This window comes from Kitasatospora sp. NPDC042419, assembly GCF_056437345.1.
The window spans coordinates 202119-227714 of record NZ_JBWKAW010000001.1; the positions used below are offsets into that span (position 1 = coordinate 202119).

19 protein-coding genes and 1 tRNA gene are annotated in these 25596 nt (G+C 72.7%); 11 read left to right on the top strand and 9 right to left on the bottom strand.

What is annotated here, in order from left to right; all coding sequences use genetic code 11:
* On the top strand, positions 1–2529 hold the full coding sequence (gene hrpB / locus AC067J_RS00950; protein ID WP_478295826.1) for an ATP-dependent helicase HrpB: 2529 nt from the start codon (positions 1–3) through the stop codon (positions 2527–2529).
* A gap of 385 nt (positions 2530–2914) precedes the next feature.
* Here hrpB and AC067J_RS00955 read toward each other — a convergent pair whose 3' ends face one another.
* The 7 genes from AC067J_RS00955 to polA form a co-directional block, all read right to left on the bottom strand.
* Positions 2915–3484 (bottom strand): hypothetical protein, encoded by a 570-nt coding sequence (locus tag AC067J_RS00955; protein ID WP_478295827.1) that lies wholly within the window; start codon positions 3482–3484, stop codon positions 2915–2917.
* A 191-nt stretch (positions 3485–3675) separates the two neighbouring features.
* On the bottom strand, positions 3676–4449 hold the full coding sequence (locus AC067J_RS00960; RefSeq protein ID WP_478295828.1) for a GNAT family N-acetyltransferase: 774 nt from the start codon (positions 4447–4449) through the stop codon (positions 3676–3678).
* Between the two features lie 117 nt (positions 4450–4566).
* Positions 4567–5736 (bottom strand): DUF3103 family protein, encoded by a 1170-nt coding sequence (locus AC067J_RS00965; protein ID WP_478295829.1) that lies wholly within the window; start codon positions 5734–5736, stop codon positions 4567–4569.
* A 707-nt stretch (positions 5737–6443) separates the two neighbouring features.
* A complete protein-coding gene (locus tag AC067J_RS00970) occupies positions 6444–7415 on the bottom strand; it encodes an LLM class flavin-dependent oxidoreductase (RefSeq protein ID WP_478295830.1) in 972 nt (323 codons plus the stop codon).
* A 182-nt stretch (positions 7416–7597) separates the two neighbouring features.
* Complete coding sequence (locus AC067J_RS00975; protein ID WP_478295831.1) at positions 7598–8389, bottom strand: hypothetical protein; 792 nt, start codon at positions 8387–8389, stop codon at positions 7598–7600.
* 158 nt (positions 8390–8547) lie between these two features.
* On the bottom strand, positions 8548–9240 hold the full coding sequence (locus tag AC067J_RS00980; RefSeq protein WP_478295832.1) for a hypothetical protein: 693 nt from the start codon (positions 9238–9240) through the stop codon (positions 8548–8550).
* A gap of 88 nt (positions 9241–9328) precedes the next feature.
* Positions 9329–12013 (bottom strand): DNA polymerase I, encoded by a 2685-nt coding sequence (polA, locus tag AC067J_RS00985; RefSeq protein ID WP_478296339.1) that lies wholly within the window; start codon positions 12011–12013, stop codon positions 9329–9331.
* Positions 12014–12283: 270 nt separating this feature from the next.
* On the opposite strand from polA, the gene AC067J_RS00990 reads away from it, so the two are divergent.
* The 6 genes from AC067J_RS00990 to AC067J_RS01015 all read left to right on the top strand — a co-directional run bounded on the left by AC067J_RS00990 (position 12284) and on the right by AC067J_RS01015 (position 19157).
* Positions 12284–12760: a PaaI family thioesterase gene (locus AC067J_RS00990; protein ID WP_478295833.1), complete on the top strand. Its 477-nt coding sequence runs from the start codon at positions 12284–12286 to the stop codon at positions 12758–12760.
* A 600-nt stretch (positions 12761–13360) separates the two neighbouring features.
* On the top strand, positions 13361–14593 hold the full coding sequence (locus tag AC067J_RS00995) for a branched-chain amino acid ABC transporter substrate-binding protein (protein ID WP_478295834.1): 1233 nt from the start codon (positions 13361–13363) through the stop codon (positions 14591–14593).
* Positions 14594–14729: 136 nt separating this feature from the next.
* Complete coding sequence (locus tag AC067J_RS01000; protein ID WP_478295835.1) at positions 14730–15659, top strand: branched-chain amino acid ABC transporter permease; 930 nt, start codon at positions 14730–14732, stop codon at positions 15657–15659.
* 5 nt (positions 15660–15664) lie between these two features.
* Complete coding sequence (locus tag AC067J_RS01005) at positions 15665–17593, top strand: branched-chain amino acid ABC transporter permease (RefSeq protein ID WP_478296340.1); 1929 nt, start codon at positions 15665–15667, stop codon at positions 17591–17593.
* 8 nt (positions 17594–17601) lie between these two features.
* Positions 17602–18444 (top strand): ABC transporter ATP-binding protein, encoded by an 843-nt coding sequence (locus tag AC067J_RS01010; protein ID WP_478296341.1) that lies wholly within the window; start codon positions 17602–17604, stop codon positions 18442–18444.
* A complete protein-coding gene (locus tag AC067J_RS01015) occupies positions 18441–19157 on the top strand; it encodes an ABC transporter ATP-binding protein (RefSeq protein WP_478295836.1) in 717 nt (238 codons plus the stop codon). The genes AC067J_RS01010 and AC067J_RS01015 overlap by 4 nt, the downstream gene beginning before the upstream one ends.
* 84 nt (positions 19158–19241) lie before the next feature.
* Here the strand turns inward: AC067J_RS01015 and AC067J_RS01020 are convergent, their stop codons facing one another.
* Positions 19242–19898, bottom strand: coding sequence for an ANTAR domain-containing response regulator (locus AC067J_RS01020; protein WP_327676278.1), 657 nt, complete (start codon positions 19896–19898; stop codon positions 19242–19244).
* A gap of 92 nt (positions 19899–19990) precedes the next feature.
* On the opposite strand from AC067J_RS01020, the gene AC067J_RS01025 reads away from it, so the two are divergent.
* Positions 19991–20076, top strand: a tRNA-Leu gene (locus AC067J_RS01025).
* A 101-nt stretch (positions 20077–20177) separates the two neighbouring features.
* A complete protein-coding gene (locus AC067J_RS01030) occupies positions 20178–20963 on the top strand; it encodes a helix-turn-helix domain-containing protein (RefSeq protein WP_478295837.1) in 786 nt (261 codons plus the stop codon).
* Between the two features lie 41 nt (positions 20964–21004).
* Here the strand turns inward: AC067J_RS01030 and pyk are convergent, their stop codons facing one another.
* Positions 21005–22435 (bottom strand): pyruvate kinase, encoded by a 1431-nt coding sequence (gene pyk, locus AC067J_RS01035; RefSeq protein WP_478295838.1) that lies wholly within the window; start codon positions 22433–22435, stop codon positions 21005–21007.
* A gap of 286 nt (positions 22436–22721) precedes the next feature.
* Between pyk and AC067J_RS01040 the strand changes: the two genes are divergently transcribed.
* Positions 22722–23813, top strand: coding sequence for a substrate-binding domain-containing protein (locus AC067J_RS01040; RefSeq protein ID WP_478295839.1), 1092 nt, complete (start codon positions 22722–22724; stop codon positions 23811–23813).
* 9 nt (positions 23814–23822) lie between these two features.
* Entirely contained in the window at positions 23823–25484 is a 1662-nt protein-coding gene (locus AC067J_RS01045) for an extracellular solute-binding protein (protein ID WP_478295840.1), read from the top strand.
* Positions 25485–25596 lie beyond the last annotated feature (112 nt).

Here is a 25596-nt window from a genome sequence, read left to right on the forward strand (position 1 = left end):
TTGCCACTCGACCGATCGGCGGGGGCGGCCTGGCGCGACCTGCCCGTCCGCACCGCCCTGCCCGCGCTGCACGAGGCGCTGGACGGACCCGGCACCGCCGTCCTCGCCGCGCCGCCCGGCACCGGCAAGACCACCCTGGTGCCGCTCGCCCTGGCCGGGCTGCTCGCCGACGGCCGACCCGTGCGCCGGGTACTGGTCGCCGAACCGCGCCGGCTCGCCGTCCGGGCCGCCGCCCGGCGGATGGCCTGGCTGCTCGGCTCGTCCGTGGGCCGCGAGGTCGGGTACACCGTGCGCGGCGAGCGCCGGGTCGGGCCGGACACCGTCGTCGAGGTGGTCACCACCGGCGTGCTGCTGCAACGCCTCCAGCGCGACCAGGAGTTGTCCGGCGTCGACGTCGTCGTCCTCGACGAGTGCCACGAACGCCACCTGGACGCCGACACCGCGCTCGCCTTCCTGCTCGACGTCCGCGCGGCCCTGCGGCCCGACCTGCGGATCGTCTGCGCCTCCGCCACCTCCGACACCGCGGCCTGGGCCGAACTCCTGGACGACGCGCCGGTGGTCGAGGCGCACGGCGTCTCGCACCCGGTCGAGGTGGTGTGGGCGCCGCCGCCGCGCGCCGTCCGGCCCGCGCACGGCACCCGGGTGGACTTCGCGCTGCTCGACCACGTCGCGGCCGTCGTGCGGCGGGCCCTGAGCGAGCGGGACGGCGACGTGCTCTGCTTCCTGCCCGGCGTCGGCGAGATCGCCCGGGTCGCCGGACTGCTCGACGGTGCGCCCGCCGAGGTGCTCCAACTGCACGGCCGCGCCCCGCAGTCCGTCCAGGACGCGGCCCTCGCCCCCGGCGACCGGCGGCGCGTGGTGCTGGCCACCGCCGTCGCCGAGTCCTCGCTCACCGTGCCCGGCGTCCGGGTCGTGGTCGACGCCGGGCTCGCCCGGGAGCCGCGCACCGACCACGCGCGCGGGCTCGCCGCCCTGGTCACCGTCCGGGCCTCGCTCGCCGCCGCCCGCCAGCGCGCCGGCCGGGCCGGCCGCGAGGCGCCCGGCGCCGTCTACCGCTGCTGGCACGAGGCCGAGGACGCCCGCGCCGCCCGGTTCCCCACCCCCGAGATCGCGCTCGCCGACCTCACCTCCTTCGCCCTCCAGGCCGCGTGCTGGGGCGACCCCGACGCCACCGGCCTCGCCCTGCCCGACCGGCCCCCGGCGGGCGCGATGGCCGCCGCCCGGGACACCCTGCTCGCCCTCGGGGCGGTCTCCTCCGACGGTCGGGCGACCGAGCGCGGGGGGCGCCTCGCCCGCACCGGGCTGCACCCCCGACTCGGGCGGGCGCTGGTCGACGGCGCTCCCGCCGTGGGCGCCCGCCGGGCCGCCGAGGTGGTCGCGCTGCTCTCCGAGGAGCCGCCGCGCGCCCTGGGTGACGACCTCGCCGCGGTGTGGCGGACGGTTCGGTCCTCCAAGGACCCCTACGCCGGGCGCTGGCGCGACGAAGTCCGCCGCCTGCAGCGCGCCACCTCCGACGAACCCGCCACCGCGCTGCCCGACGCCACCGCCGTCGGCCTCGTCGTCGCCCTCGCCTTCCCCGAACGCATCGCCCGCGCCCGGGTCGAGCGGCCCGCCCCGGGCGAGCGCAGCCCGTACCTGATGGCCTCGGGCACCGCGGCCGAACTCGCCCCGGGCACCTCGCTCGGCGCGCTGCCCTGGCTCGCCGTCGCGGCGGCCGACCGCCCGGCGGGGGCGCACTCGGCGCGGGTGCTGCACGCCGCGGCACTCGATGAGGACACCGCCCTGCTCGCGGGCGCGTCCCTGCTGACCGCGCGCGAAGAGGTCCACTGGGACACCCGGCGGGGCGAGGTCGTCTCACGACAGGTGGAGTCCCTCGGCGCGATCGAACTCGCCGAGAAGCCGCTGGCCCGCCCTGACCGGGCCCTCGTCCGGGCCGCCGTCCTGGAGGGCCTGGCCCGCGAAGGCGTCAGCTCCCTCCTGACCTTCCCGTCCAACCTGCGCGAACGCCTCGCCTTCCTCCACGCGGCGATCGGCGACCCCTGGCCGGACGTCTCCGACGAGGCGCTGCTCGGCCGCGCCGAGGACTGGTTGGAACCCGAGCTGTCCCGCGCCCGCCGCCGCGCCGACCTCGCACGGATCAACACGACCGACGCCCTGCAGCGCCTGCTCCCCTGGGCGAGCGGACAGGCCGGCCGCCTCGACGAGCTGGCCCCCGAACGCATCACCGTGCCGTCCGGTTCGAGGATACGGGTGGACTACAGCACCGAACGCCCGGTGCTGGCCGTCAAGTTGCAGGAGCTCTTCGGCTGGGGAGCCGCCCCCGCCCTGGCCGGCGGCCGAGTACCGCTCACCGTGCAGTTGCTGTCCCCCGCCGGCCGCCCCGCCGCCGTCACCGGCGACCTGGAGGGCTTCTGGAAGAACGGCTACCACGCCGTCCGCGCAGATCTGAGAGGCCGCTACCCCCGCCACCCCTGGCCCGAGGACCCGACGACGGCAGAGCCCACCAAGCGCACCAACGCCCGGAAGTGACAGGGAGCCGACCAGCGGACGGCGGCCGGCGCACCACGGGGACCGCCCCCGAGCGCCGGTCGGCCGGCCGCTTGCGAACGGGCCGGCGATCTCGACTTCGATGCCCGCCTCCCCCTGCGGGCGGTGAAACACCGTACGGCTCACACGGCGCGTCAGACATCACCGAACTCGCCGGAGCGCACGGCCGTCACGAACCACAGCGACTCCTCGCCCACCCCGCCCCGGCGCCGACACGGGCGCACTCCTCCTCACCACCCGTCCGCGGCCACCAGCACGGCGCAGGAAGTCGATCCCCCCCGACTTCCTGCGCAGCCGAGGCAACGCAGGTGGGCTCGCAGGGCGTAGCGGATCACTCGGCCTGGTGAGGACGTCCCGGAGCGGCGTCCTACCCGGTGCAGTCCGCCAGGCGCCGCCGGCACTCGGCGAGCGCCTGCGCCACCGTGCCGCGCTCATCGCCGTCGGCCGGGTCGAGGAGCTCACCGGCGGCGACCAGGGCCGCCCAGAACTCCGCGGGCCGCCCACGGCCGACCCGCGGACCGAACCGCGTCAGCGCCCGGAAGTTGCGCGCCGACTCGCCCCTGACGAAGCCGCGCCGGAGGCTCAGGACATAGCCGCTCCCGAGGCCTCCCTGGGCGCGCAGCGCCGCCCGCAGGTGCTCCTCGACCTCCTGCTCGCGCTCGTCGAGGCGCTTCGGGACGTCGAACACACCGCACATCTCCAGGACCTCGCCGTACAGGTCCTCCTCACCGGGCTCGAACGAGGACCAGAGGTCCGGCTCGATGCTCAGCCGCCGCCTCAGTTCCCCCGCATCGATCCCGAGCGCCAGCCCGACGGCCCGGGCGGCGTCCTCCCACCCCGCCGTCCCCGCGGCCAGCTCGCCGCAGACGGTGCCCGGCGCCACCCCCGGGCGCAACCGCTCCCGGGCTTCCTCCACGAGAGCCGAACCACTCTCCATCACGCACCCCACCCCTTCTCTGTCCCGTCCGGAGCAGCCTCGCATCCCGAACGGCGACGCCTCGGGGCACCCCGCGAACGCTCGCCCCCCGCCACCCGCGCCCGGGAGGTCGGCCCCACCGACTTCCCGGGCAGCGCCGGCACCGCGGCCCGCGCACCACGGCGATGCGGGCGGGCCGGCGGGCTCCGTCGCTACGCCGTCCCGGACGGCGAGGCCCACCAGGTCGAGGGGGCCGCGACCGCGTACCCCAGCGACTCGTACAGCGGCCTGCCCAGCTTCGAGGCGGTGAGGGTGGCCGGGAGGTCCGCCAGGTGGGCGAGTGCGCCGAGCATGACGGCCCGGCCCACGCCGCGCGACCGGAAGGCCGAGGAGGTGGCGATCCAGTAGTGACTGGCGACGCCGTCGGCCAGGACGCTCACGCCGGCTCCCGCGACCGCGCCGTCGACGGAGGCGACGAACACGTCCACGCCCGGCTGTTCGATCAGCGTCGTCGGGAAGAGCTCGCCGGGGCGGTAGGGCTCGAATCCGTCCAGTTCGAAGCCCTCGATCACGACCCGCTCGGCCGCCCGGAGGTCCTCGGGCCGCCGTACCCGGGTCACGTCCAGTGCCGGGTCGTCGACCGGCCCGGGCAGGCGCAGCATGATCGGCATCTGCCAGGTGCGCATGCCCAGGTGGCTCAGGTCGGTCGCGCCGAACGGGTCCTCGACGGTCACCGGGCCGGCCGCCCGGCGGGTCAGCTCGCTCAACTCGGCCACTTCGCCCGGGTCGAGGTCGGGCTCCTGGACCAGGATCCGCAGGCCCGCGCGCTCGTCGCCGTCGGCGGCGACGAATCCGCGGCGCCGGACCACCTCATGCCCCCGGCTCCGGGCGGTCGCGGTCCAGAAGGCGGCGGAGTTGCGGGCCTGGAGCGTCGGCGCCTCGGCCAGGGAGGTGGGCCGACCGGTCGACGTGGATTCCGTTGTCATCGGGCCTACGGTAGTACGAAATTGCGCTCGTCACACGGGTTGATCAACTGCGCCCCGACCGGGCCGGGCCGGGCCGACGGAGCGCGGCGCCGCCCCGGCCCGGCCCGGTGGGGACGGTCAGAGCTGGCTGACCCAGTACGGCTCGACCGTCATCCAGCCGTTGCCGCGGGCGCCGTTGAGGCGGCCGGTGCTGGTGCGGGCGAGGGTGTACCAGGACTCCACGTAGTCCGGGTCGTCGATCCACCAGGAGGCGGGCAGAGCGGCCAGGACGGCGTTGACCAGCGGGATGTAGGCGCCCTGGTCGGCGATGGTGAGCAGGACGGCGGCGACGGCCTGGGCGAGGGCCAGGTAGTTGGTGTCGCCGTCGTCCTCCATCAGGACCACGTCGGCCAGGTTGTACTTGTAGTTCGACCAGTTCACCAGGATCTGGTTCGGGTAGTACACCGTGCCGTCGTACTGGAGGTACGGCATGGCGACGGAGTCGACCCGGACCTTGCCGTCCTGGCCGAAGCCGGAGACCAGGCTGAACATCTCGGCGGCGCCCTTGAACCAGGGCTCCTCGTCGTCGTTCACCCGGACCGAGGTGATCTTGGTGCCCCACCAGCCGGCCGCGGCCTGGGCGGTGGGTGCCTGGGCCGCGGGAGCCTCGGCGGCGGGGGCCTGGGCGGCGGAGGCGGCCGGAGCGATCCCGCGGGCCGCCAACTCCCGCTGGAGCAGGTCGATCCCGGCGGTCAGCGCCTTGGCCGTGTCGATGTCGACCAGGTAGACCGGGCGGGTGGGCAGGGTGGCGGCGTCGAGGGCGCGGGCCCGGCCGGCGGTGTCGTAGGCGCGGACGGTGCGGGCGTGCTCGTCGGTTCCGGCGGTCGCCACCAGCGGCGCGGCGCCCGCGTCCAGGGCGGCCCGCATCGACGGGTCGGCGAGCTGGACCCGCAACAGCGGGCCGAGGTCGGCGCCGAGACCCTTGGCGGCGGCGATGCCGAGGTCCGCGCGGGTGGTGGTGGCGGCGAGTCCGCGGGCGGTGGCGCCGGACAGACCGGCGGCCAGCGGGGCGAGTTCGGCGCCGGCGGGCGCGGCGGCGGTCGCCGAGCGCAGCCGCTCGCGCAGGGCGGGGTCGGCGAGGGAGGCGGCCAGGGTGCGGGCGACCTCGTCCTCGATCGCGGTCACCTTGGACGCGGGGGCGGGGGCGGGGGCCGGGGTCGGGGCGGCCACGGCCTGGCCCGCGCCGAGTGCCAGCAGTGACAGGGCCGCGAGCGCCACGGTGGCGCGCCGCAGGCGGGACTGGGACATGAGGGGATCTCCAGACTCGTCGGGTGAGGCGTCGGAGCTGCGGAGCATCGGAGCGGGTGGAACGGCGCTGGACCGCGATCAAGCGCGTCGGCGCCATGACAAGTGAAGAGGTTCCCTGACGCGGTATCAAGCCCCGGGATGCACAGCGGTCGCCCGGCCGGTCCCGGCAGTTCCCGACAGACATCCGGGACAGGCGCACAGGTCGGACCGCCACCGCCCGTCCCGAGCGCGCCAGGCATGCCGTCCGGCGCCCCGCCCCCGGCCGCGCAGAACACCGCCGCTCCTCGGGCCGCGGCCACGGCCCGACGAACACCGGAACCCCACCCGGTGCCTCCCGACCCGGCCCGACGACGCCGGGCACGCCACCCGCCGGACCCTTCCCCTCTCCCCTTCCGACCCGCCCTCCCAAGACGCAGCCGCCCTCTCCGGTACGCTCCCCGCCCAGGCCCGGCCCGGCGAACCCCAGGAACGCCCACCCGGCAGCCCCGGCCCCGCCCCCACCCGGCCCCCGCGGCCTCGCCCCGGCCACGGCCCCGGCCCTGGCTCAGCCGAGGCAGGCCCGGCGGACGGGACTTCCTCCGAAGCCGTACGGTCACCGTCAGCGGCCCCGCCACCCAGGACTCGACCGCCGGGTGGCACCACCCACCCGGTGCGCGACCGCGCGGCCGCCCGCCCCTCCGCCCGTCGGGCGGCCGACAGGCCGCGGGTCAGGCCGCCGAGGGCCCGGGCTCGGCATCCGCGCCGCCGAGCAGGGCGACGGCCTCCGCCAGGAGTTCGAACTGCGGCCGCCAATCGGGCTCGTAGACGCTGCACACGATCCGGTCCGCACCGGCGGCGGCGAACTCCGCGATCCGCTCGGCCACGGCCGCCGGCGTTCCGCCGATCGTCACCGCGGCGCCCCGCTCCGCGGTGAGGCCGTAGAGCTCGGTCAGCACGGCGGGGGACACCGGCCCGGCAGGGGTCCGCGCGCCGGCGGGCACGAGGCCGACCGGCTGGGCGACGGTGACGCCCGGCGTCGGCCGTCCCTCGGCGTCGGCCAGTTCGGCGAGCCGGGCGCGCGCCTCGGCGAGCCACGCGGGCGAGGCGAGGGCGGGGAACCAGTGGGCGCCGTGGCGGACGGCGCGTCGCAGCGCGGCAGGCGACTCACCGCCGACCAGCACCGGCGGCACGCCCGCCGGGATGCCGAGCGTGACCTCGGGCTGAACCGGGTCCAGGCGGCCGGGCTCGCCGCGCAGCAGCGCGGGGAGGGCTTCGAGTGCCGCGTCGAGCCGGGCGTCGGCCTCCTCCCGGGGGATGTCGAGCATCCGCCAGGCCGCGCCGTCGCGCAGGCCGCCGCGCCAGCGCGCCCAGGGGCTGTCCCCGGCGTCGACGCCCAGCAGCAGGCGGTCCGCGCTCAGGTACTGGAGGGTGGCGAGCTGCTGGGCGAGCAGCGGCAGCGGGTACAGGCCGGGCACCAGGGTGGCGGTGCCGACGGCGAGCCGGGTGGTCGCGGCCGCGGCGGCGGCGAGCAGCAGCAGCGGGTCGGGCATGGCGCAGCGGCCGGTGAGGTGGCCGCTCACCCAGAGCGACTCGAAGCCGAGCTGTTCGGCGAACCGGGCGACCTCGGCGGTCTCCCCGGGCGGGGCCACGGGGTCGAAGGTGAGGGCGGGCGCGAAGACGCCGATCTTGATCTGAGGCATGGTCAGGACGCTATGCGGGTCCGGTGACGGAGGGATCGGTCCGCCGGATCACCCTCACTCGGCCGGTGGGCCGAGGACCGGAGACCGAGGGCCTGGGGCGGGGCCGGAAGCGGGGGCCGACGGCGCGGATGGCGGGCGGAAGGCGGAGGCCGGCGGGGCCGGTGCCTGCGCCCGGTGAGCACTCAGGACCGCTGTTCCGGCGCGGCGTCCGCAGGCGGGGTGTCGGCAGGCGGGGCACCGACAGGCCGGGCGTCAGCGGGCCAAGCGCCAGCAGGCCGGACATCGGCAGGCACGGCCTCGGCGGGCCGGGCACCGCCGGGTGGGCGGGCCGCTGTCGCGGGCAGGTGCCGCGCCGTTCGCCGGACGGTGGTGGTGAACTCCACCGGAACTCCGGCGGGCTCCAGCACCCGGGCGAGCGCCTCCGCCACGGCCCGGGGGTCGCCGTCGCCGCAGCAGTACGCCGACCGGGGGCCGCGCACCCGCACCGACACCTTCCACCCGTCGCCCTCCGGCGCCGGCCGGCCGTCCGCCGGCACGGTGACCAGGTGCAGGATCTGCACGCCCAGGAGGTCCGCCGCCGGCCGCCACCGGCCGCCCGGCGCGGCCCCGACGATCCGGAACCGGTCGGGGGCGTCGGGCGGGCCGAACTCCAGCCGGTGGAACACCCGGAGCGCGTCCCGCATCTCCCCGATCCCCCACAGCACGGAGCACAGGAGGTAGGCGCCGCCGACGATCGCCAGATTGGTACGGGGGGCGAGCTCCACCAGGTACCGGAGCACCAGGATCAGCGGGATGTAGGCGGGGATCCACCACACCTGCCGGGCGACCCCGAGGACCGTGCGGGAGAGGACGATCCACCCGGCGGACAGCCACCGTCCGCCGCCCGGGCGGACGGTCAGCACCGTGGAGCGCCCGGTGCTCTGCAGGCTCGGCCCCTGCCGCTTCACGGCCTTCACCGGCATCACCACCCCCACCGCCTCAGCGTAGGAGCGGGCGGCGCGTCCGGGAAGACCGCCGGCACACCCGGGAGGACGTCTCCGGGCGGCGGCCGTCGGCGGCCGCCGGCACGGCGGTGGACGGAGCACCGATGGGCGGCCCCCGGCTCACCCGCCGCCGGCTCACCCGCCCCGACTCACCCGCCGCCGGAGAAGCCCCCACCGGAATTGGCCGAGCCCGAGCCGCCGTAGACCCAGCCGCCGCCGGAGGACGGCGGGGGCTTGGGGCGGAGGCGACGTTCGGTGCGGCGCAGGACGGGGACGCCGGCCGGGCCGAACAGGTCCTCCAGGGAGCGCTGGAGCGCGTCGGCGTCGGTACCGGCCGGCGCCCGGTGCGGGCGGCCGTCGTCGCCGGTCAGGGTCACCAGCGTGATGTCGAGGGTGCGGCCGGCCGGCGCGGGGTCGCCCTCGTAGGGCTCCTCCACCGCCTCGTCCAGCTGGATGCGCCGCAGGCCGGAGATCGGGGCCCAGGCGTCGGCGCGGGCGCCCCGGACGAAACGCAGTTCGGTCGGAGCCTGGGCCGGGGCGAACTCCACCCGGCGGACCGACCCCAGTTCGGCGACCGCGAAGAACGGCCACAGGAGCAGCGCGGCGAACGCCCACAGCGCCCCGCAGACGGTCACCGCGCCCACGAAGGTGGCGCCGACGATCACCGCGACGAACACGATCACGGCGCCGACCGGGAAGAAGAGCAGGCACGGGGCGAGCAGGACGGCGAGCGTGCGCAGCGCCAGGAGCGCGGCGGCGGGCCAGGAGCCCCCGCCCGGCTCGAACACGAGGTGGACGGTGGTGCCGTCACGGCTGCGGCGGAGCACCTCATCGGCAGGCATACCCGCCAGGGTAGGACCGCTCCCCGCTGCCGGAAAGGCCCCGGGCGTCGCCTCGACGAAGCCGCGCCCGGGGCCTGTTGACGGCGCGTCAGTGCGCGGCGGCCTCCCAGTCGGCGCCGACGCCGACCGAGACGTCGAGCGGGGCGCGCAGCGGGTAGGCGCCGGCCATCTGCTCGCGGACGATCGCCTCGACCTGCTCGCGCTCGCCGGGGGCGAGCTCCAGCACGATTTCGTCGTGCACCTGGAGCAGCATCCGGGATTCCAGGGCGGCGGAGGTCAGCGCCTCGTCGACCCGGAGCATGGCGATCTTGACGATGTCGGCGGCCGAGCCCTGGATCGGGGCGTTGAGGGCCATCCGCTCGGCCATCTCGCGGCGCTGGCGGTTGTCGCTGTTGAGGTCCGGCAGGTAGCGGCGGCGGCCGAGCAGGGTCTCGGTGTAGCCGGTGGCGCGGGCCTCGTCGACGACCCGGCGCAGGTAGTCGCGCACGCCGCCGAACCGCTCGAAGTAGGTGTCCATCAGGCCCTGCGCCTCGGCGGGCTTGATGCCGAGCTGCTGGGAGAGCCCGTACGCGGAGAGCCCGTAGGCGAGGCCGTAGGACATCGCCTTGATCTTCCGGCGCATCTCGGCGTCGACGGCGCTGCCCGGCACCTCGAAGACCTGGGAGGCGACGGTGGTGTGCAGGTCCTCGCCGGTCGCGAAGGCCTCGATCAGCGCCTCGTCCTCGGAGAGGTGGGCCATGATCCGCAGTTCGATCTGCGAGTAGTCGGCGGTGAGCAGCGACTCGTAGCCCTCGCCGACGACGAAGGCGCGGCGGATCATCCGGCCCTCCTCGGTGCGGACCGGGATGTTCTGCAGGTTCGGGTCCTGCGAGGAGAGCCGGCCGGTGGCGGCGACCATCTGGTTGAAGGTGGTGTGGATGCGGCCGGCCGGGGAGACCGTCTTGAGCAGGCCCTCGACGGTGGTGCGCAGCTTGGCCTGGTCGCGGTGGCGGAGCAGGATGACCGGCAGCTCGTTGTCGGTCTGGGTGGCGAGCCAGGTGAGCGCGTCGGCGTCGGTGGTGTAGCCGGTCTTGATCTTCTTGGTCTTGGGCAGGGCGAGTTCGCCGAAGAGGATCTCCTGGAGCTGCTTGGGCGAGCCGAGGTTGAACTCGTGGCCGGCGGCGGCGTGCGCCTCCTCGACGACGCGCTGGATCTCGGCGGCGAACTGCGCCTCCAGGCCGGTGAGCCAGTCGCGGTCGGCGGCGATGCCGGTGCGCTCCATGCGGGCGAGCAGGGCGGCGATCGGCAGCTCCATGTCGCGCAGCAGCCCGGTGGCGCCGACCTCGGCGAGGCGGGTGTCGAAGAGCGCGGCGAGGTCGAGGACGGCGCGGGCCTGGAGCATCAGCGCCTGGGCGCCCGCGGTCGGGTCCTCCTCGGGGGCGTCGAAGGCGAGCTGGCCGGACTCCGCGGCGGGGGCCGGGGCGAGCGAGCGGGCCAGGTACTCCTCGGCGAGCACGTCGAGGGTGAAGGTGCGGCGGCCGGGCTTCTCCAGGTAGGCGGCGAGGGCGGTGTCGGCGACGACGCCCCCGATCCGCCAGCCGCGCTCGGCGAAGGCGCGCATGACCTGCTTGGCGATGTGCAGCGCCTTGGGGGCGGCCGGGTCGGCCAGCCAGGCGGTGAAGGCGCGCTCGTCCTCCTCGGCGAGCAGCGCCGGGTCGAACCAGGCGGCCGTCTCGCCGGCGGCGAGGGCGATCTCGGTGACCTCGCCGCTGCCGAGCGCCCACTGGTAGACGGCGGCGAGCGCGACCGGGGTCTTGCCGGCGGCGTGCTCCGCGAGCCAGGCGGCGAGCGTGCCGGCGTCGGTGAGCAGTTCGCCGTCGACCTCGACGCCGGGGGCGAGCTCGGCCTCGGCCTCCGCCTCGGCGCCGGCCGGGTCGATGCCGAGGACGCGGTCGCGGAAGTTGGCGTTGCGGAACTCCAGCGACTCCATCAGAGTCGTGACGGCCGCCTTGTCGAACGGCGTCCGCTCCAGGTCGGTGACGCCGAGCGGGAGTTCGACGTCGCGGACCAGCTCGGTGAGGACGCGGTTGCGCTTGACCGAGTCGAGGTGCTCGCGCAGCTTCTCGCCGATCTTGCCCTTCACCTCGTCGGCGCGGGAGACCAGTTCGTCGAAGGAGCCGAACTGGTTGACCCACTTGGCGGCGGTCTTCTCGCCGACGCCGGGGATGCCGGGCAGGTTGTCGGACGGGTCGCCGCGCAGGGCGGCGAGGTCCGGGTACTGGCGGGGGGTGACGCCGTACTTCTCGGCGACCTTCTCCGGGGTGTACCGGGTGAGTTCGGAGACGCCCTTGGTCGGGTAGAGGACGGTGACGTGCTCGGTGACCAGCTGGAGGGAGTCGCGGTCGCCGGTGACGATGTCGACGTCGAAGCCGGCCGCCTCGGCGGCGGTGGCCAGGGTGGCGATGATGTCGTCGGCCTCGAAGCCCTCGACGGTCATCCGCGGGACGTGCATGGCGTCGAGCAGCTCGCCGATCAGGCCGATCTGGCTGCGGAACTCGTCCGGGGTCTTGGCCCGGTTGGCCTTGTAGTCGGGGAACTCGGCCGAACGGAAGGTCTGGCGGGAGAGGTCGAAGGCCACCGCGAGGTGGGTCGGCCGCTCGTCGCGGACGGTGTTGGCGAGCATCGAGGCGAAGCCGTACACCGCGTTGGTGGGCTGGCCGGTGGAGGTGTTGAAGTTCTCCACGGGCAGCGCGTAGAACGCCCGGTAGGCCATGGAGTGCCCGTCGAGCAGCATGAGGCGGGGCCGCGATCCGGCTCCGCCGCCACCCGCCGCGCCCTTGTCCGTACTCTGCGTAGCCACGTCAACGTCCGTTCCTGCCGATTCCACTACCGGCCACCGATCCTATGGCCCGCCACTGACAAAAGGGGCACGCCCGCGACGGACGCCCCCGCGGCCCCGCACGCCACGCCCGCCTCCCCCGCCACCGCCACTACCGCCGAGTAGGACGGTCGTACGATCACAGGCAGCACGACGACGCGACCCCCGAGCGGCAGGAGCTCCCCCATGACCGACGCGGCCCCCGACGCGGCCAACGACGCGTCCCCCGTCCTCAACATCCCGCAGGAGATGCTGGACCACTTCGCCAAGCTCGGCGTGGACCCGGCCACCTTCTCCGGCGGCAGCCTCGGCGAGAAGCTGGGCATCCGGATCGTCGAGGCCTCGGGCGACCGGGTGGTCGGCACGATGCCGGTCGACGGCAACCAGCAGCCGTACGGGCTGCTGCACGGCGGCGCCTCGGCGGCGCTCGCCGAGACCCTCGGCTCGGTCGGCGCGATGCTGCACGCCGGCCCGGGCCGGTACGCGGTGGGCGTGGACCTGAACGCCACCCACCACCGCTCGGCCACCTCCGGACTGGTCACCGGGGTGGCGACGGCGGTCTTCAAGGGCCGCACCGCGGCCACCTACGAGATCGCGATCACCGACGACACCGGCAAGCGGGTCACCAGCTGCCGCCTGACCTGCATGCTCCGCGACCTCTGACGCACGCTCACTCCGGCGGCCCCTTCGACGAGGGGCCGACGGAGCGGACTGATCATCAAATCCCTTGCCCGCCCCCTTGTTTGACCTTCGACAGCCCTGGGCAGTCGTTGGTCCAGACAAGGGGGCGGTGGCATGTCCACGGACTTTTTCACAGACTTTCAACGATGTAACACTGCGTAACAGCTAGGAAATCCGAGTATTCGCGGGTGCCCGGGGGTCGGATCCACCCGAAAACACCTCGTCAAGCAGCCCGACGTCCGTTATTCGGACGTGCACGCCCGACTCCAGTAGCGCGGACACCTATGTCCGATTATCGGAGAGTCCAGGAGTCACCTGCACTTCTGCGCCTTACATAGGGCCACTTGAGGCCCGAGCCCCCGAAAGGGCCGGGTCGGTCGAGCCGAAACGACCACATGCTGAGACGGCTTCTCCGTGTGCTCATAACAAGAGAATCACAGCCTCGCCGCACCACTGCCCGAGCCGCCCAACGGCATCTAGAGTCACGGCCAGTCACCGCGCCACCGGATTGGGCCAGGCCCATCGCGCATCCAGGCTCCCGCCACTCAGGCGCGGCGCCCTCCTGAACCGAAGGGGACCCCCGTGCGTCATCGTTCAGCAGTTGTCGTGAGCATTGCCGTGATCGGCGCCCTGAGCCTCACCGCGTGCGGCTCCCGCGACGACAAGAAGTCCGGCGACAGCGGCAACGCCGGGGGCGGCACCACCGTCACCATCGGCATCGACGCCCCGCTCACCGGCGACCTCTCCGCCCTCGGCCTCGGCATCCGCAACTCCGTCGAGCTCGCCGTCAAGCAGGCCAACGAGAAGAACGAGGTCCCCGGCGTCAAGTTCCAGATCAAGGCCCTGGACGACACCGGCAAGCCCGCCCCCGGCCAGCAGAACGCCACCCAGCTGGTCGCCGACAAGGACGTCCTCGGCGTCGTCGGCCCGCTCAACTCCAGCGTCGCCCAGTCCATGCAGCAGATCTTCAACGACGCCAACCTCGTCCAGATCTCCCCCGCCAACACCGGCGTCGCCCTCAGCCAGGGCGAGAAGTGGGCCAGCGGCACCAAGGCCCGCCCCTTCAAGTCCTACTTCCGCACCGCCACCACCGACGCCGTCCAGGGCCCCTTCGCCGCCGACTTCCTCGCCAAGGACGCCAAGAAGACCAAGGTCTTCCTCATCGACGACCAGAAGACCTACGGCGCCGGCCTCGCCGCCACCTTCAAGGCCCAGTTCATCAAGAACGGCGGCACCATCGTCAACGAGGAGCACGTCAACCCCGACGACCGCGACTTCGCCGCCGTCGTCACCAAGGTCAAGTCCTCCGGCGCCGAAGCCGTCTACTACGGCGGCGAGTACCCCGCCGCCGGCCCGCTCTCCCTCCAGCTCAAGGACGCCGGCGTCAACATCCCCCTGATGGGCGGCGACGGCATCCAGAGCGGCGACTTCATCAAGCTCAACCCCAAGAGCCAGGGCGACTACGCCACCGCCGTCGGCCTGCCCGTCGAGTCGCTCCCCACCGCCGCCAAGTTCATCGCCGACTACAAGACCGCCGGCTACAAGGACGCCTACGAGACCTACGGCGGCTACTCCTACGACAGCGCCTGGGCCATCATCCAGGGCGTCAAGGCCGTCGCCGCCGCCAACAACGGCAAGCTCCCCGACGGCGCCCGCGCCAAGGTCGTCGAAGCCGTCCAGAAGGTCTCCTTCGAAGGCGTCACCGGCAAGGTCTCCTTCGACGAGTACGGCGACACCACCAACAAGCAGCTCACCGTCTACACCGTCAAGGACGGCAAGTGGGCCGTGGAGAAGTCCGGCACCTTCAACGGCTGAACCGCCCCGCTGACCTGACGTCAGCAGCACCACAGCACGCCGGAGTTACCCCGCGCGGGGGCGCCACCAGTGCCCCCGCGCGCACCCACATCCACCACCCACGCGGACACCCCACACGCACAACGGAGGCCCAGCGGTGCACGACCTACCGCAGCAGCTGGCCAACGGCCTGATCCTCGGAGCCCTCTACGGGCTCGTCGCGATCGGCTACACGATGGTCTACGGCATCGTCCAGCTCATCAACTTCGCCCACGGCGAGATCGTCATGGTCGGCGGCTTCGGCGCCCTGACCGCCTACCTCGCCCTCCCCGGCGGCACCACCCTGTGGCTGGCCCTACCGCTGATGCTGATCGCCGGCATCCTGGTCTCCACCCTCACCGCCGTCGCCGCCGAGCGCTTCGCCTACCGGCCGCTGCGCTCCGCGCCCAGGCTCGCCCCGCTCATCACGGCGATCGGGCTCTCCATCCTCCTCCAGCAGCTGGTCTTCTCCTTCTACCCCGACGCCAAGAAGGCCCGCGTCTTCCCGAAGATCCCCGGCGACCCCTTCGAGATCGGCTCCGTCGCCATCCAGCGCAGCGACCTCTTCCTGATCATCGCCGCGCCGCTCTGCATGCTCGCCCTCGGCTGGTTCGTCACCCGCACCCGCTCCGGCCGCGCCATGCAGGCCACCAGCCAGGACCCCGACACCGCCAAGCTCATGGGCATCGACACCGACCGGATCATCGTCCTCGCCTTCGCCATCGGCGCCGCCTTCGCCGCCGTCGCCGCCGTCGCCTACGGCCTGCGCAGCGGCCAGGTCGACTTCCGGATGGGCTTCATCCTCGGCCTCAAGGCCTTCACCGCCGCCGTCCTCGGCGGCATCGGCAACATCTACGGCGCCATGCTCGGCGGCGTCGCCCTCGGCCTCGCCGAAGCCCTCGCCACCGGCTACATCCAGCACCTCCCCGGCATGGACCTCTTCGGAGGCGGCGCCTGGAAGGACGTCTGGGCCTTCGTACTCCTCATCGTCGTCCTGCTCGTGCGGCCCCAGGGCCTGCTCGGCCAGCGCGTCGCGGACAGGGCGTGAGCACCATGACCACCACCACCGAAACCACCCCGGTCATCAGCCTCCCCGGCCGCACCGCCGCCCTGCTCACCGGCATCGGCGCCACCGCCACCGCCGCCTCCGCCCTGATGTCCTGGACCTGGACCTCCGACTTCCCCGGCGACCTCACCTACTACGGCTCCCCCGCCGGCCTCCAGTGGCTCGCCCTCATCGCCGGCCTGCTCACCCTCACCCTGCTGCTCGCCACCCAAGGCACCCCCGGCCTGCGCTGGGCCGCCCCCACCCGCAGCAACAACGCCGTCCTCTTCGCCGCCACCGGCGCCCTCGCCGTCAGCTGGTTCTCGGTCATCGCGATCGCCACCGACCTCGGCGGCCTCGCCAACCTCGAACCCGGCGGCTGGACCGCGGCCATCGGCTCCCTGCTCGCCCTCGCCGGCAGCCTCGGCCTGCCCCTCGACCGGCGCACCCGCGTCCCGCTGCGCATCCTCGACCGGCGGCTCTTCCTGCTCGTCCCGATCGCCCCGGTCCTCTGGTTCGCCACCCACGCCGTGCCCGAGGACAAGCCCGTCGCCCCGGTCCTCACCGCCGTCGCGGGCGCCGTCGCCATCGCCACCGGCGCCGTCCTCCTCGTCCAGCTCGGCCACCTCGCCAACTCCTGGCTGCGGATCGGCACCGTCCACCGCCCGCTCCCCGCCGCCCGCACCCTGCCCTCCTGGGCCGAGGTCGCGCTCATCGTCGTCGCCTTCGCCATCGGCCTGTTCGCCATCACCTTCGGCATCGACACCGAGTACGGCGAACTCTTCACCGCCTACCTGCTGCTCGCGGCCTCCGTCGCCGCCGCCCTCGGCAGGTCCGGCCTGCTCCCCCGGCTGCGCAGCCTCACCGTCAAGTACCGGACCGTGACCACCGGCGCCGCCTTCGCCGCCGCCGCCAGCTTCCCGTTCACCCAGAGCAGCGACCAGTACACCTCCGTCGCCACCAACATCCTGATCTTCGCCACCGTCGCCCTCGGCCTCAACATCGTCGTCGGCCTCGCCGGCCTGCTCGACCTCGGGTACGTCGCCTTCCTCGGCGTCGGCGCCTACGCCGCCGCCCTGGTCTCCGGCTCCCCCGCCTCGCCGATCCACGTCCAGTTCCCGTTCTGGGCCGCGATGCTCACCGGCGCCGTCGTCTCCATGGTCTTCGGCGTCATCATCGGCGCCCCCACCCTGCGACTGCGCGGCGACTACCTCGCCATCGTCACCCTCGGCTTCGGCGAGATCTTCCGCATCACCATGCTCAACCTGAACGGCACCACCGGCCCCAAGGTCACCAACGGCTCCAACGGCATCCCCCGGATCCCCGACCTGGAGATCCTCGGCTGGAACCTCGGCAAGCCCACCACCGTCTTCGGCATCGAGCTCGGCCGGTTCTCCAACTACTACCTGCTGATGCTCCTCGTCACCGCCGTCGTCGTCCTCGTCTTCGCCCGCGTCGGCAACTCCCGCATCGGACGCGCCTGGGTCGCCATCCGCGAGGACGAGACCGCCGCCGAGGCCATGGGCATCAACGGCTTCCGCCTCAAGCTCCTCGCCTTCGCCCTCGGCGCCTGCCTCGCCGGCCTCGCCGGCACCGTCCAGGCCCACGTCAGCTACACCGTCACCCCCGACCAGTACACCTTCGCCGAGGCCCTGCCCCCCAACTCCGCCTTCCTGCTCGCCGCCGTCATCCTCGGCGGCATGGGCACCATCAGCGGACCCCTCGCCGGCGCCACCCTCCTCTTCCTCATCCCCAAGAAGCTCGAATTCCTCGCCGACTACCAGCTGCTGGCCTTCGGCATCGCCCTCATCGTCCTGATGCGCGTCCGCCCCGAAGGCCTCATCCCCAACCGGCGCCGCCAGCTGGAGTTCCACGAGGCCGCCATCCCGGCGCAGCCCACCGGCGACAGCGTCGCCCTCACCAAGGCAGGGGCGTGACCCCCCAGATGACCACCACCGACGCCCCCGCACCCGCCGGCACCGCACCCGCCCCGGCCCAGCCCCTGCTCGAAGTCACCGGCGTCACCATGCGCTTCGGCGGCCTCACCGCCGTCAACGACGTCTCCCTCACCGTCGGCCGCGGCGAGATCATCGGACTCATCGGCCCCAACGGCGCCGGCAAGACCACCTTCTTCAACTGCCTCACCGGCCTCTACGTCCCCACCGAGGGCCGCGTCGCCTACCAGGGCACCGTCCTGCCGCCCAAGCCCCACCTCGTCACCCAGGCCGGCATCGCCCGCACCTTCCAGAACATCCGGCTCTTCGCCAACATGACCGTCCTGGAGAACGTCCAGGTCGGCCGGCACAGCCGCATGCACCAGGGCCTCTTCTCCGCCATCCTCCGCGGCCCCGGCTACAAGCGCTCCGAAGCCGAGAGCCGCGACAAGGCCATGGAACTCCTGGCGTTCACCGGCCTCGCCGACAAGGCCGACCACCTCGCCCGCAACCTCCCCTACGGCGAGCAGCGGAAGCTGGAGATCGCCCGCGCCCTCGCCTCCGACCCCGGCCTCCTGCTCCTCGACGAGCCCACCGCCGGCATGAACCCCCAGGAGACCCGCGCCGCCGAGGAACTCGTCTTCGCCATCCGCGACCGGGGCGTCTCCGTCCTCGTCATCGAGCACGACATGCGCTTCATCTTCAACCTCTGCGACCGCACCGCCGTGCTCGTCCAGGGCCAGAAGATCGTCGAGGGCGACCGCGAAACCGTCCAGAACGACGAACGCGTCATCACCGCCTACCTCGGCGCCCCGCTCGAAGGCACCGCCCCCGTTACGGAGACCGACCAGTGACCGCACTCCTCGAGGTCAACGACCTCCGCGTCGCCTACGGCAAGATCGAAGCCGTCAAGGGCATCAGCTTCACCGTCAACCAGGGCGAGGTCACCACCCTGATCGGCACCAACGGCGCCGGCAAGACCACCACCCTGCGCACCCTCTCCGGCCTCCTCAAGCCGGCCTCCGGGACCGTCACCTTCGACGGCCAGGCCCTCGACACCGTCCCCGCGCACAAGATCGTCGCCCTCGGCCTCGCCCACTCCCCCGAAGGCCGGCACATCTTCCCCCGCATGACCATCGAGGAAAACCTCCTCCTCGGCGCCTTCCTGCGCAACGACGCCGACGGCATCACCAAGGACGTCGAACGGGCCTACGGCCTCTTCCCCATCCTCGGCGAACGCCGCAAGCAGGCCGCCGGCACCCTCTCCGGCGGCGAACAGCAGATGCTCGCCATGGGCCGCGCCCTGATGTCCCGGCCCAAGCTGCTCATGCTCGACGAGCCCTCCATGGGCCTCTCGCCGCTGATGATGCAGAAGATCATGGCCACCATCGTCGAGCTCAAGGCCGACGGCACCACCATCCTGCTCGTCGAGCAGAACGCCCAGGCCGCGCTCTCCCTCTCCGACCGCGGCTACGTCATGGAGACCGGCCGCATCGTCCTCCAGGGCACCGGCGCCGACCTCCTGCACGACGAGTCCGTGCGGAAGGCCTACCTCGGCGAGGACTGACCCCCGCCCCGCGCACGACCCCGCGCACGACGGAGGGCCCGGCAGCGATGCCGGGCCCTCCGTCGTGCCTCACGCCTGCCGGGCCTACTCGGCCTTGGCCTCGTCGGCCTTCTTCTTGTCCTGGGCCTCGCCCTCTTCGATCACGGCCTCCGCGACCGCCGCCATCGTCATCCGGCGGTCCATCGAGGTCTTCTGGATCCACCGGAACGCGGCCGGCTCGTTCAGCCCGAACTTCGTCTGCAGCACACTCTTCGCCCGGTCCACCAGCTTGCGGGTCTCCAGCCGCTGGGTGAGATCCGCGATCTCCTCCTCCAGCGTCCGCATCTCCGTGTACCGCGACACCGCCATCTCGATCGCGGGCACCAGGTCGCTCTTGGAGAACGGCTTCACGATGTACGCCATCGCGCCCGCGTCCCGCGCCCGGTCCACCAGCTCCCGCTGCGAGAACGCCGTCAGCATCAGCACCGGCGCCAGGTGCGCCTCGTGGATCTGCTCCGCCGCGGACAGTCCGTCCAGCACCGGCATCTTCACGTCGAGGATCGCCAGATCCGGCTTCAGCTCCTGGACCAGCCGGACGGCCGTCTCCCCGTCCCCGGCCTCGCCGACGACGGTGTACCCCTCCTCTTCCAGCATCTCCTTGAGGTCGAGGCGGATCAGCGCCTCGTCCTCGGCGATCACAATGCGGGTGATCTGGGGCGAATCGGTCTCAAGCGGCTCTGCCTGCTCGTCGGCGGTGCTCACGGGGCTCCTCGTTCCGGCGGGGTACTGCATGCACGAGGGTACCTAGCTGCGCCGGACAACGTGCGCAGGGTATCCTTCACGGGCGCGAACTTGCCGGGTTGGTGGAAGGGCAGACACGATCGCCTCAAAAGCGATTGCCTGAAAGGGCGTGTGGGTTCGAATCCCACACTCGGCACCAGAATTTCCCTCGAATTCCCAGGCCATGGGAAGTTCATCACATCGAGTGGCCCCCAAGAGAAGGCCACGCCGGGCCACCCGCCGCGGCGGATGCTGTCGCACATGACGAACATCTCCGTGCGCGAACAAGCCGTCCACCTCTTGCGCCGCGGCACCCGCAACACCGAGGTCGGCCGACGCCTCGGCGTCCCGCCCGGCACGGTTTCCTGGTGGAAGCACGAGGACCTCGCCAAGCACGGCACGCTCCCCGGCCGCAAGCGGTCGACCTGTACGCACTGCTATGGCGACGCCCTGGATCAGCCCGCCTACTCCTACCTGCTCGGCCTCTACCTCGGCGACGGCCACATCACCTGGCCCGAACAGCACCGCAGCGCAAGCCTGTTCATCACCTGCGACAACAAGTGGCCCGGGATCATCGACGCGGTCGACCAGGCCATGCGCCGGGTCATGCCGCGCAACAAGCCCTGCCGCGTCCGTCGAACCGGCTGCCAGGTGGTCAAGCTCTACTCCCAGCACCTGTACTGCTACTTCCCCCAGCACGGCCCGGGAAAGAAGCACGAGCGCACCATAGCCCTCGAACCCTGGCAGCAGGAGATCGTCGACGCCCATCCCTGGGAGTTCCTCCGCGGTCTGATCCACTCCGACGGCTGCCGAATCACCAATTGGGCCACCCGCACCGTCGGCGGGGTCCCGAAGCGCTACGAGTACCCGCGCTACTTCTTCACCAACACGTCGACCGACATCATCCGCCTCTTCACGGACACCCTCGACGCCGTCGGCGTCCGCTGGAAGGCCTCGATCCCCCGCCCCACCGGCCAGGTCAACGTCTCCGTCGCCCGCAAGGCCTGCGTCGCCCTGATGGACACCCGCATCGGCCCGAAGTACTGACGCCGGTGCGGCTCCGCCGGGGCGGAGCCGCACCGGGCCGGTCAGTTGTCGAGGGTGCCCACGTGGTGGACGCGGACGAGGTTGGTGGAGCCGGCGAGGCCGGGCGGGGAGCCGGCGGTGATGACGACGATGTCGCCCTTCTCGCAGCGGCCGAGGGAGAGCAGGGCGGCGTCGACCTGCTCGACCATCTGGTCGGTGGTGGGGGCGAACGGGCCGAGGAAGGTCTCCACGCCCCAGGTGAGGGCGAGTTGGCTGCGGACGGCGGGTTCGTAGGTGAAGGCGAGGACGGGGATCGGCGAGCGGTAGCGGGTCAGCCGGCGGGCGGTGTCGCCGGACTGGGTGAAGGCGATCAGGTACTTGGCGTGCAGGAAGTCGCCGATCTCGGCGGCGGCCCGGGCGACCGCGCCGCCCTGGGTGCGGGGCTTGCTGCCGGCGGTGAGCGGGGGCAGGCCGGCGGCGAGGACGTCCTCCTCGGCGGCCTGGATGATGCGGCCCATGGTGCGGACGGTCTCGACCGGGAACTTCCCGACCGAGGTCTCGCCGGAGAGCATCACCGCGTCGGTGCCGTCGAGGACGGCGTTGGCGACGTCGGAGGCCTCGGCGCGGGTGGGCCGGGAGGTGTTGATCATCGAGTCGAGCATCTGGGTGGCGACGATGACCGGCTTGGCGTTGCGCTTGGCCAGCTTGACGGCACGCTTCTGGACCATCGGGACCTGTTCGAGGGGCATCTCGACGCCCAGGTCGCCGCGGGCGACCATGACGCCGTCGAAGCGGTCGACGATGGAGTCGAGGTTCTGCACCGCCTGCGGCTTCTCGATCTTGGCGATGACGGGGACGAAGCGCCCCTCCTCCTCCATCACGCGGTGCACGTCCTCGACGTCCTTGCCGCTGCGGACGAAGGAGAGCGCGATCAGGTCGGCGCCGGTCCGCAGGGCCCACCGCAGGTCGTCGATGTCCTTCTCGCTGAGCGCGGGGACGGACACGGCGACGCCGGGGAGGTTGAGGCCCTTGTGGTCGGAGACCAGGCCGCCCTCGATGACGAGGCAGCGGACCCGCGGCCCGTCGACCTCGACGACCTCCAGGGTGACGCGTCCGTCGTCGACGAGGATCCGCTCGCCGGGGGTGACGTCGCCGGCGAGGCCGGGGTAGGTGGTGCCGCAGCCGTTCTGGTCTCCCTCGACGCCGTTGTCGGTGGAGATGGTGAACTCGTCGCCGCGTTCGAGAAGTACGGGGCCTTCGGTGAAGGTGCCCAGCCGGATCTTCGGGCCTTGAAGGTCGGCGAGCACGCCGACGCTGCGGCCGGTCTCGTCCGCGGCCTTGCGGACCCGGCGGTAGCGCTCCTCGTGCTCGATGTGGGAGCCGTGGCTCAGGTTGAAGCGGGCGATGTCCATCCCGGCGTCGACCAGGGACTTGATCTGGTCGTACGAGTCGGTGGCGGGCCCGAGGGTACAGACGATTTTTGCTCGGCGCATACAGCTGAGCGTAGGCATTACCGGCGCGTAACGTCGACGCGGGTCCGGACCTCGGGATGACCGTTGCCGTAAGGAGAGTTGAACATATCTGACACGGCGTCGGACCGGTGTGCGAGAGGTCCCCGCCGACGGCCGCGGATCGACCTCCGATGCGATTCCGTGAAGGGGTGTTCACCCCTGGTTCACCGTGGCTTCGGCCGTCGCTCGCGGCCCGGCGGGACGCTCGTCACCCGGGTGGGGATCGCCCGGGGCCCGTGAGGGATCCGACGAGGGGGAAGCGTCCGGCATGAAGCGTGCGTTCGGGGTGCTGGCGGCACTGCTGCTGCTCGGCGGGGTGGCGTTCGCACTCCTGAAACCGGTGGGTGGGGACGATCCGAAGGACCCCCAGCCCGTCAACGTCACCGGGCTCATCGGATCGGAGAAGCGCGAGTTCTTCGACGATGCCGAGGTCAGGAAGGAACTGGCCGCGCAGCACCTCGCGGTGAAGGTGCAGAGCGCCGGGTCCTGGCAGATGGCCGACAACCTGGACGGCATGGACTTCGCCTTCCCGGCCAGCCAGCCGCCGGCCGACGCGATCCGTGCCAACAGGAAGATCACCGAGACGGCGATCCGCCCGTTCTACTCGCCCCTGGTGATCATGGCGCACGAGGGGACGGCCAAGGTGCTGGCCGCCAACGGGCTGGCGAGCCAGGATCCGGTGTCGAAGGTCTGGACGTTCAAGATGGACCCGTACCTGGACACCGTCCGGTCGGGCCGGAAGTGGGACCAGCTCACCGGCGACAAGCCCGGTGAGCTGGCCGGGGACATCTACCTCACCACCACCGACCCGACCACGTCCTCCTCCGGCGCGATGTACGTCGCGCTGCTCTCCTTCCTGGAGAACGGCCACCAGCCGGTCGCGGACGTCGCGGGCGTGGAGAAGACCAAGGGCCTCCTGCACACGGCGATCACCAAGCAGGGCGCCCTGAAGAAGTCCACCGACGAGCCGTTCGCGGACTTCCTCTCGAACGGCGGCGGTGCGCTGGTGCTCGCGTACGAGTCCCAGGCGGCCGAGCTGGTCGTGAAGAAGAAGGCGCCCGAGGACCTGGTGGTGCTGTACCCGGACACCACGGTCTACTCCGACCACACCGTCGTCGGGCTCACCGAGAACGGCCGGAAGCTGGCGGAGCAGCTCAACAGCAACCCGAAGCTCCGCGAGCTGGCGGCCCAGTACGGCTTCCGTCCGCAGGGGGACACCAACGCGTTCGGGCAGCAGCTGAAGAGCGCGAGCGGTTCGTTCAACCTCGCCCCCAACCTGAGCGCGGCGAAGGTGAAGCAGGCGCCGATTCCGGTGGCCGACATGCTGCAGAAGTTGATCGACGGCGCGACGAAGGGCTGACCGGGGGACATGACGAGCGGGACGGCGAAGATGCGGAAGAGCGGTGCGCGGGGTCTGGCGGTGGGGCTGGCGCTGCTGGTGGCGACGGTGACGGCGTGCTCGTCCTCGCCGAAGGCGGATCCGGCCCCGAAGCCGAGCGAGCCTCCGGCGCCGACCGCGCAGGCGGGTGTGCTGCGGGTGCTGGCGGGCAGTGAACTGCAGGACATGGCGCCGGTGCTGGAGGAGGCGCAGAAGGCGACCGGGGTGACGGTGCAGTTCGCCTGGACGGGGTCGCTGGACGGTGCGGACGCCGTCTCCTCGGGCAAGGCGGACGGCAAGTACGACGCGATCTGGTTCCCGTCGAACCAGTACCTGCACCTGGACGACAAGAGCAAGTCGAAGCTGCTGTCCGAGACGCCGGTGATGACCTCGCCGGTGGCCTTCGGCATCCGGCCGTCGGTGCTGGGCGACCTGGCCTGGGGCGACGGTTCGAAGGTGACGTGGGGGAACCTGGCGGAGGCGGCCGCGGCCGGCAAGCTGGCGTACGGGATGGCGGATCCGTCCCGGTCGAACTCGGGGTTCTCGGCGCTGGTGGCGGTGGCGTCGGCGTTCTCGGGGGCGAGTGCGGCGCTGACCGACGCGGACGTGCAGAAGGCGACGCCGTCGCTGAAGCAGTTCTTCGCCGGGCAGAAGCTGACGTCCGGTTCTTCGGGCTGGCTGACGCAGGCGTACTCCCGGGCCGAGCAGGGTTCGGTGGGGGCGCTGGTGAACTACGAGTCGGTGCTGCTGTCGCTCAACAAGACGCTGCCGGCGGACCAGCAGCTCACCGTGGTCCGCCCGACCGACGGTGTGGTGACGGCCAACTATCCTCTGACGCTGCTGAGTTCGTCGGTGCAGCGGGAGCGTGAGGCGTTCCAGCGGCTGACCGCGTACCTGCTCAAGGAGGACGTGCAGAAGCGGATCTCGGAGTTGACGCTGCGTCGTCCGGTGACGGCCGGGGTGGCGCCGGCGGCCGGTCTGCCGACGGACCGGAAGCACGAGTTGCCGTTCCCGGGGACCTTGGCGGTGGCGAACGGTCTGTTGTCCTCGTACCAGAACGAGCTGCGGCGGCCGTCGCGGACGGTGTACGTGCTGGACACGTCGGGGTCGATGGCGGGGCAGCGGCTGGCGTCGCTGAAGTCGGCGATGGGCCGGTTGACGGGGGCGGACGACACCCGGGGGGTGCGGCGGTTCCGGGACCGGGAGGAGGTCACGTTGATCTCGTTCGCGTCGAAGGTGAAGTCGACGAAGACGCACGCGGTGCCGTCGGGGGGCGCGGCGCAGCAGGAGTTGGCGTCGATCAACGCGGATGTGCAGGCGTTGTCGTCGGACGGCGGTACGGCGGTGTACTCGTCGTTGCAGGAGGCGTACCGGGTGATCCAGCGGCAGCAGGTCGCGACGGGGGACGACCGGTTCACGTCGATCGTGTTGATGACGGACGGGGAGAGCAACGAGGGGGCGACGGACAAGGACTTCCGGTCGTTCTACGGGGGGTTGGCGCCGGCGCAGAAGTCGGTGCCGGTGTTCCCGATCCTGTTCGGTGATGCGGCGAAGGGGCAGTTGCAGGGGATCGCGGATCTGACGGGCGGCAAGTTGTTCGACGGGACGGGTTCGCTGGACGGGGCGTTCGAGGAGATCCGTGGCTACCAGTAGTGGTGGTGGCGAGGGTGGCGGGCGGGTCCTGCGGTATCTGGGGTCGGTCCGCAACATCGCCGGCTGTGCGGCCGGTGCGGGTGGGCTGGGGCTGCATTTCGCGGGGTACGGC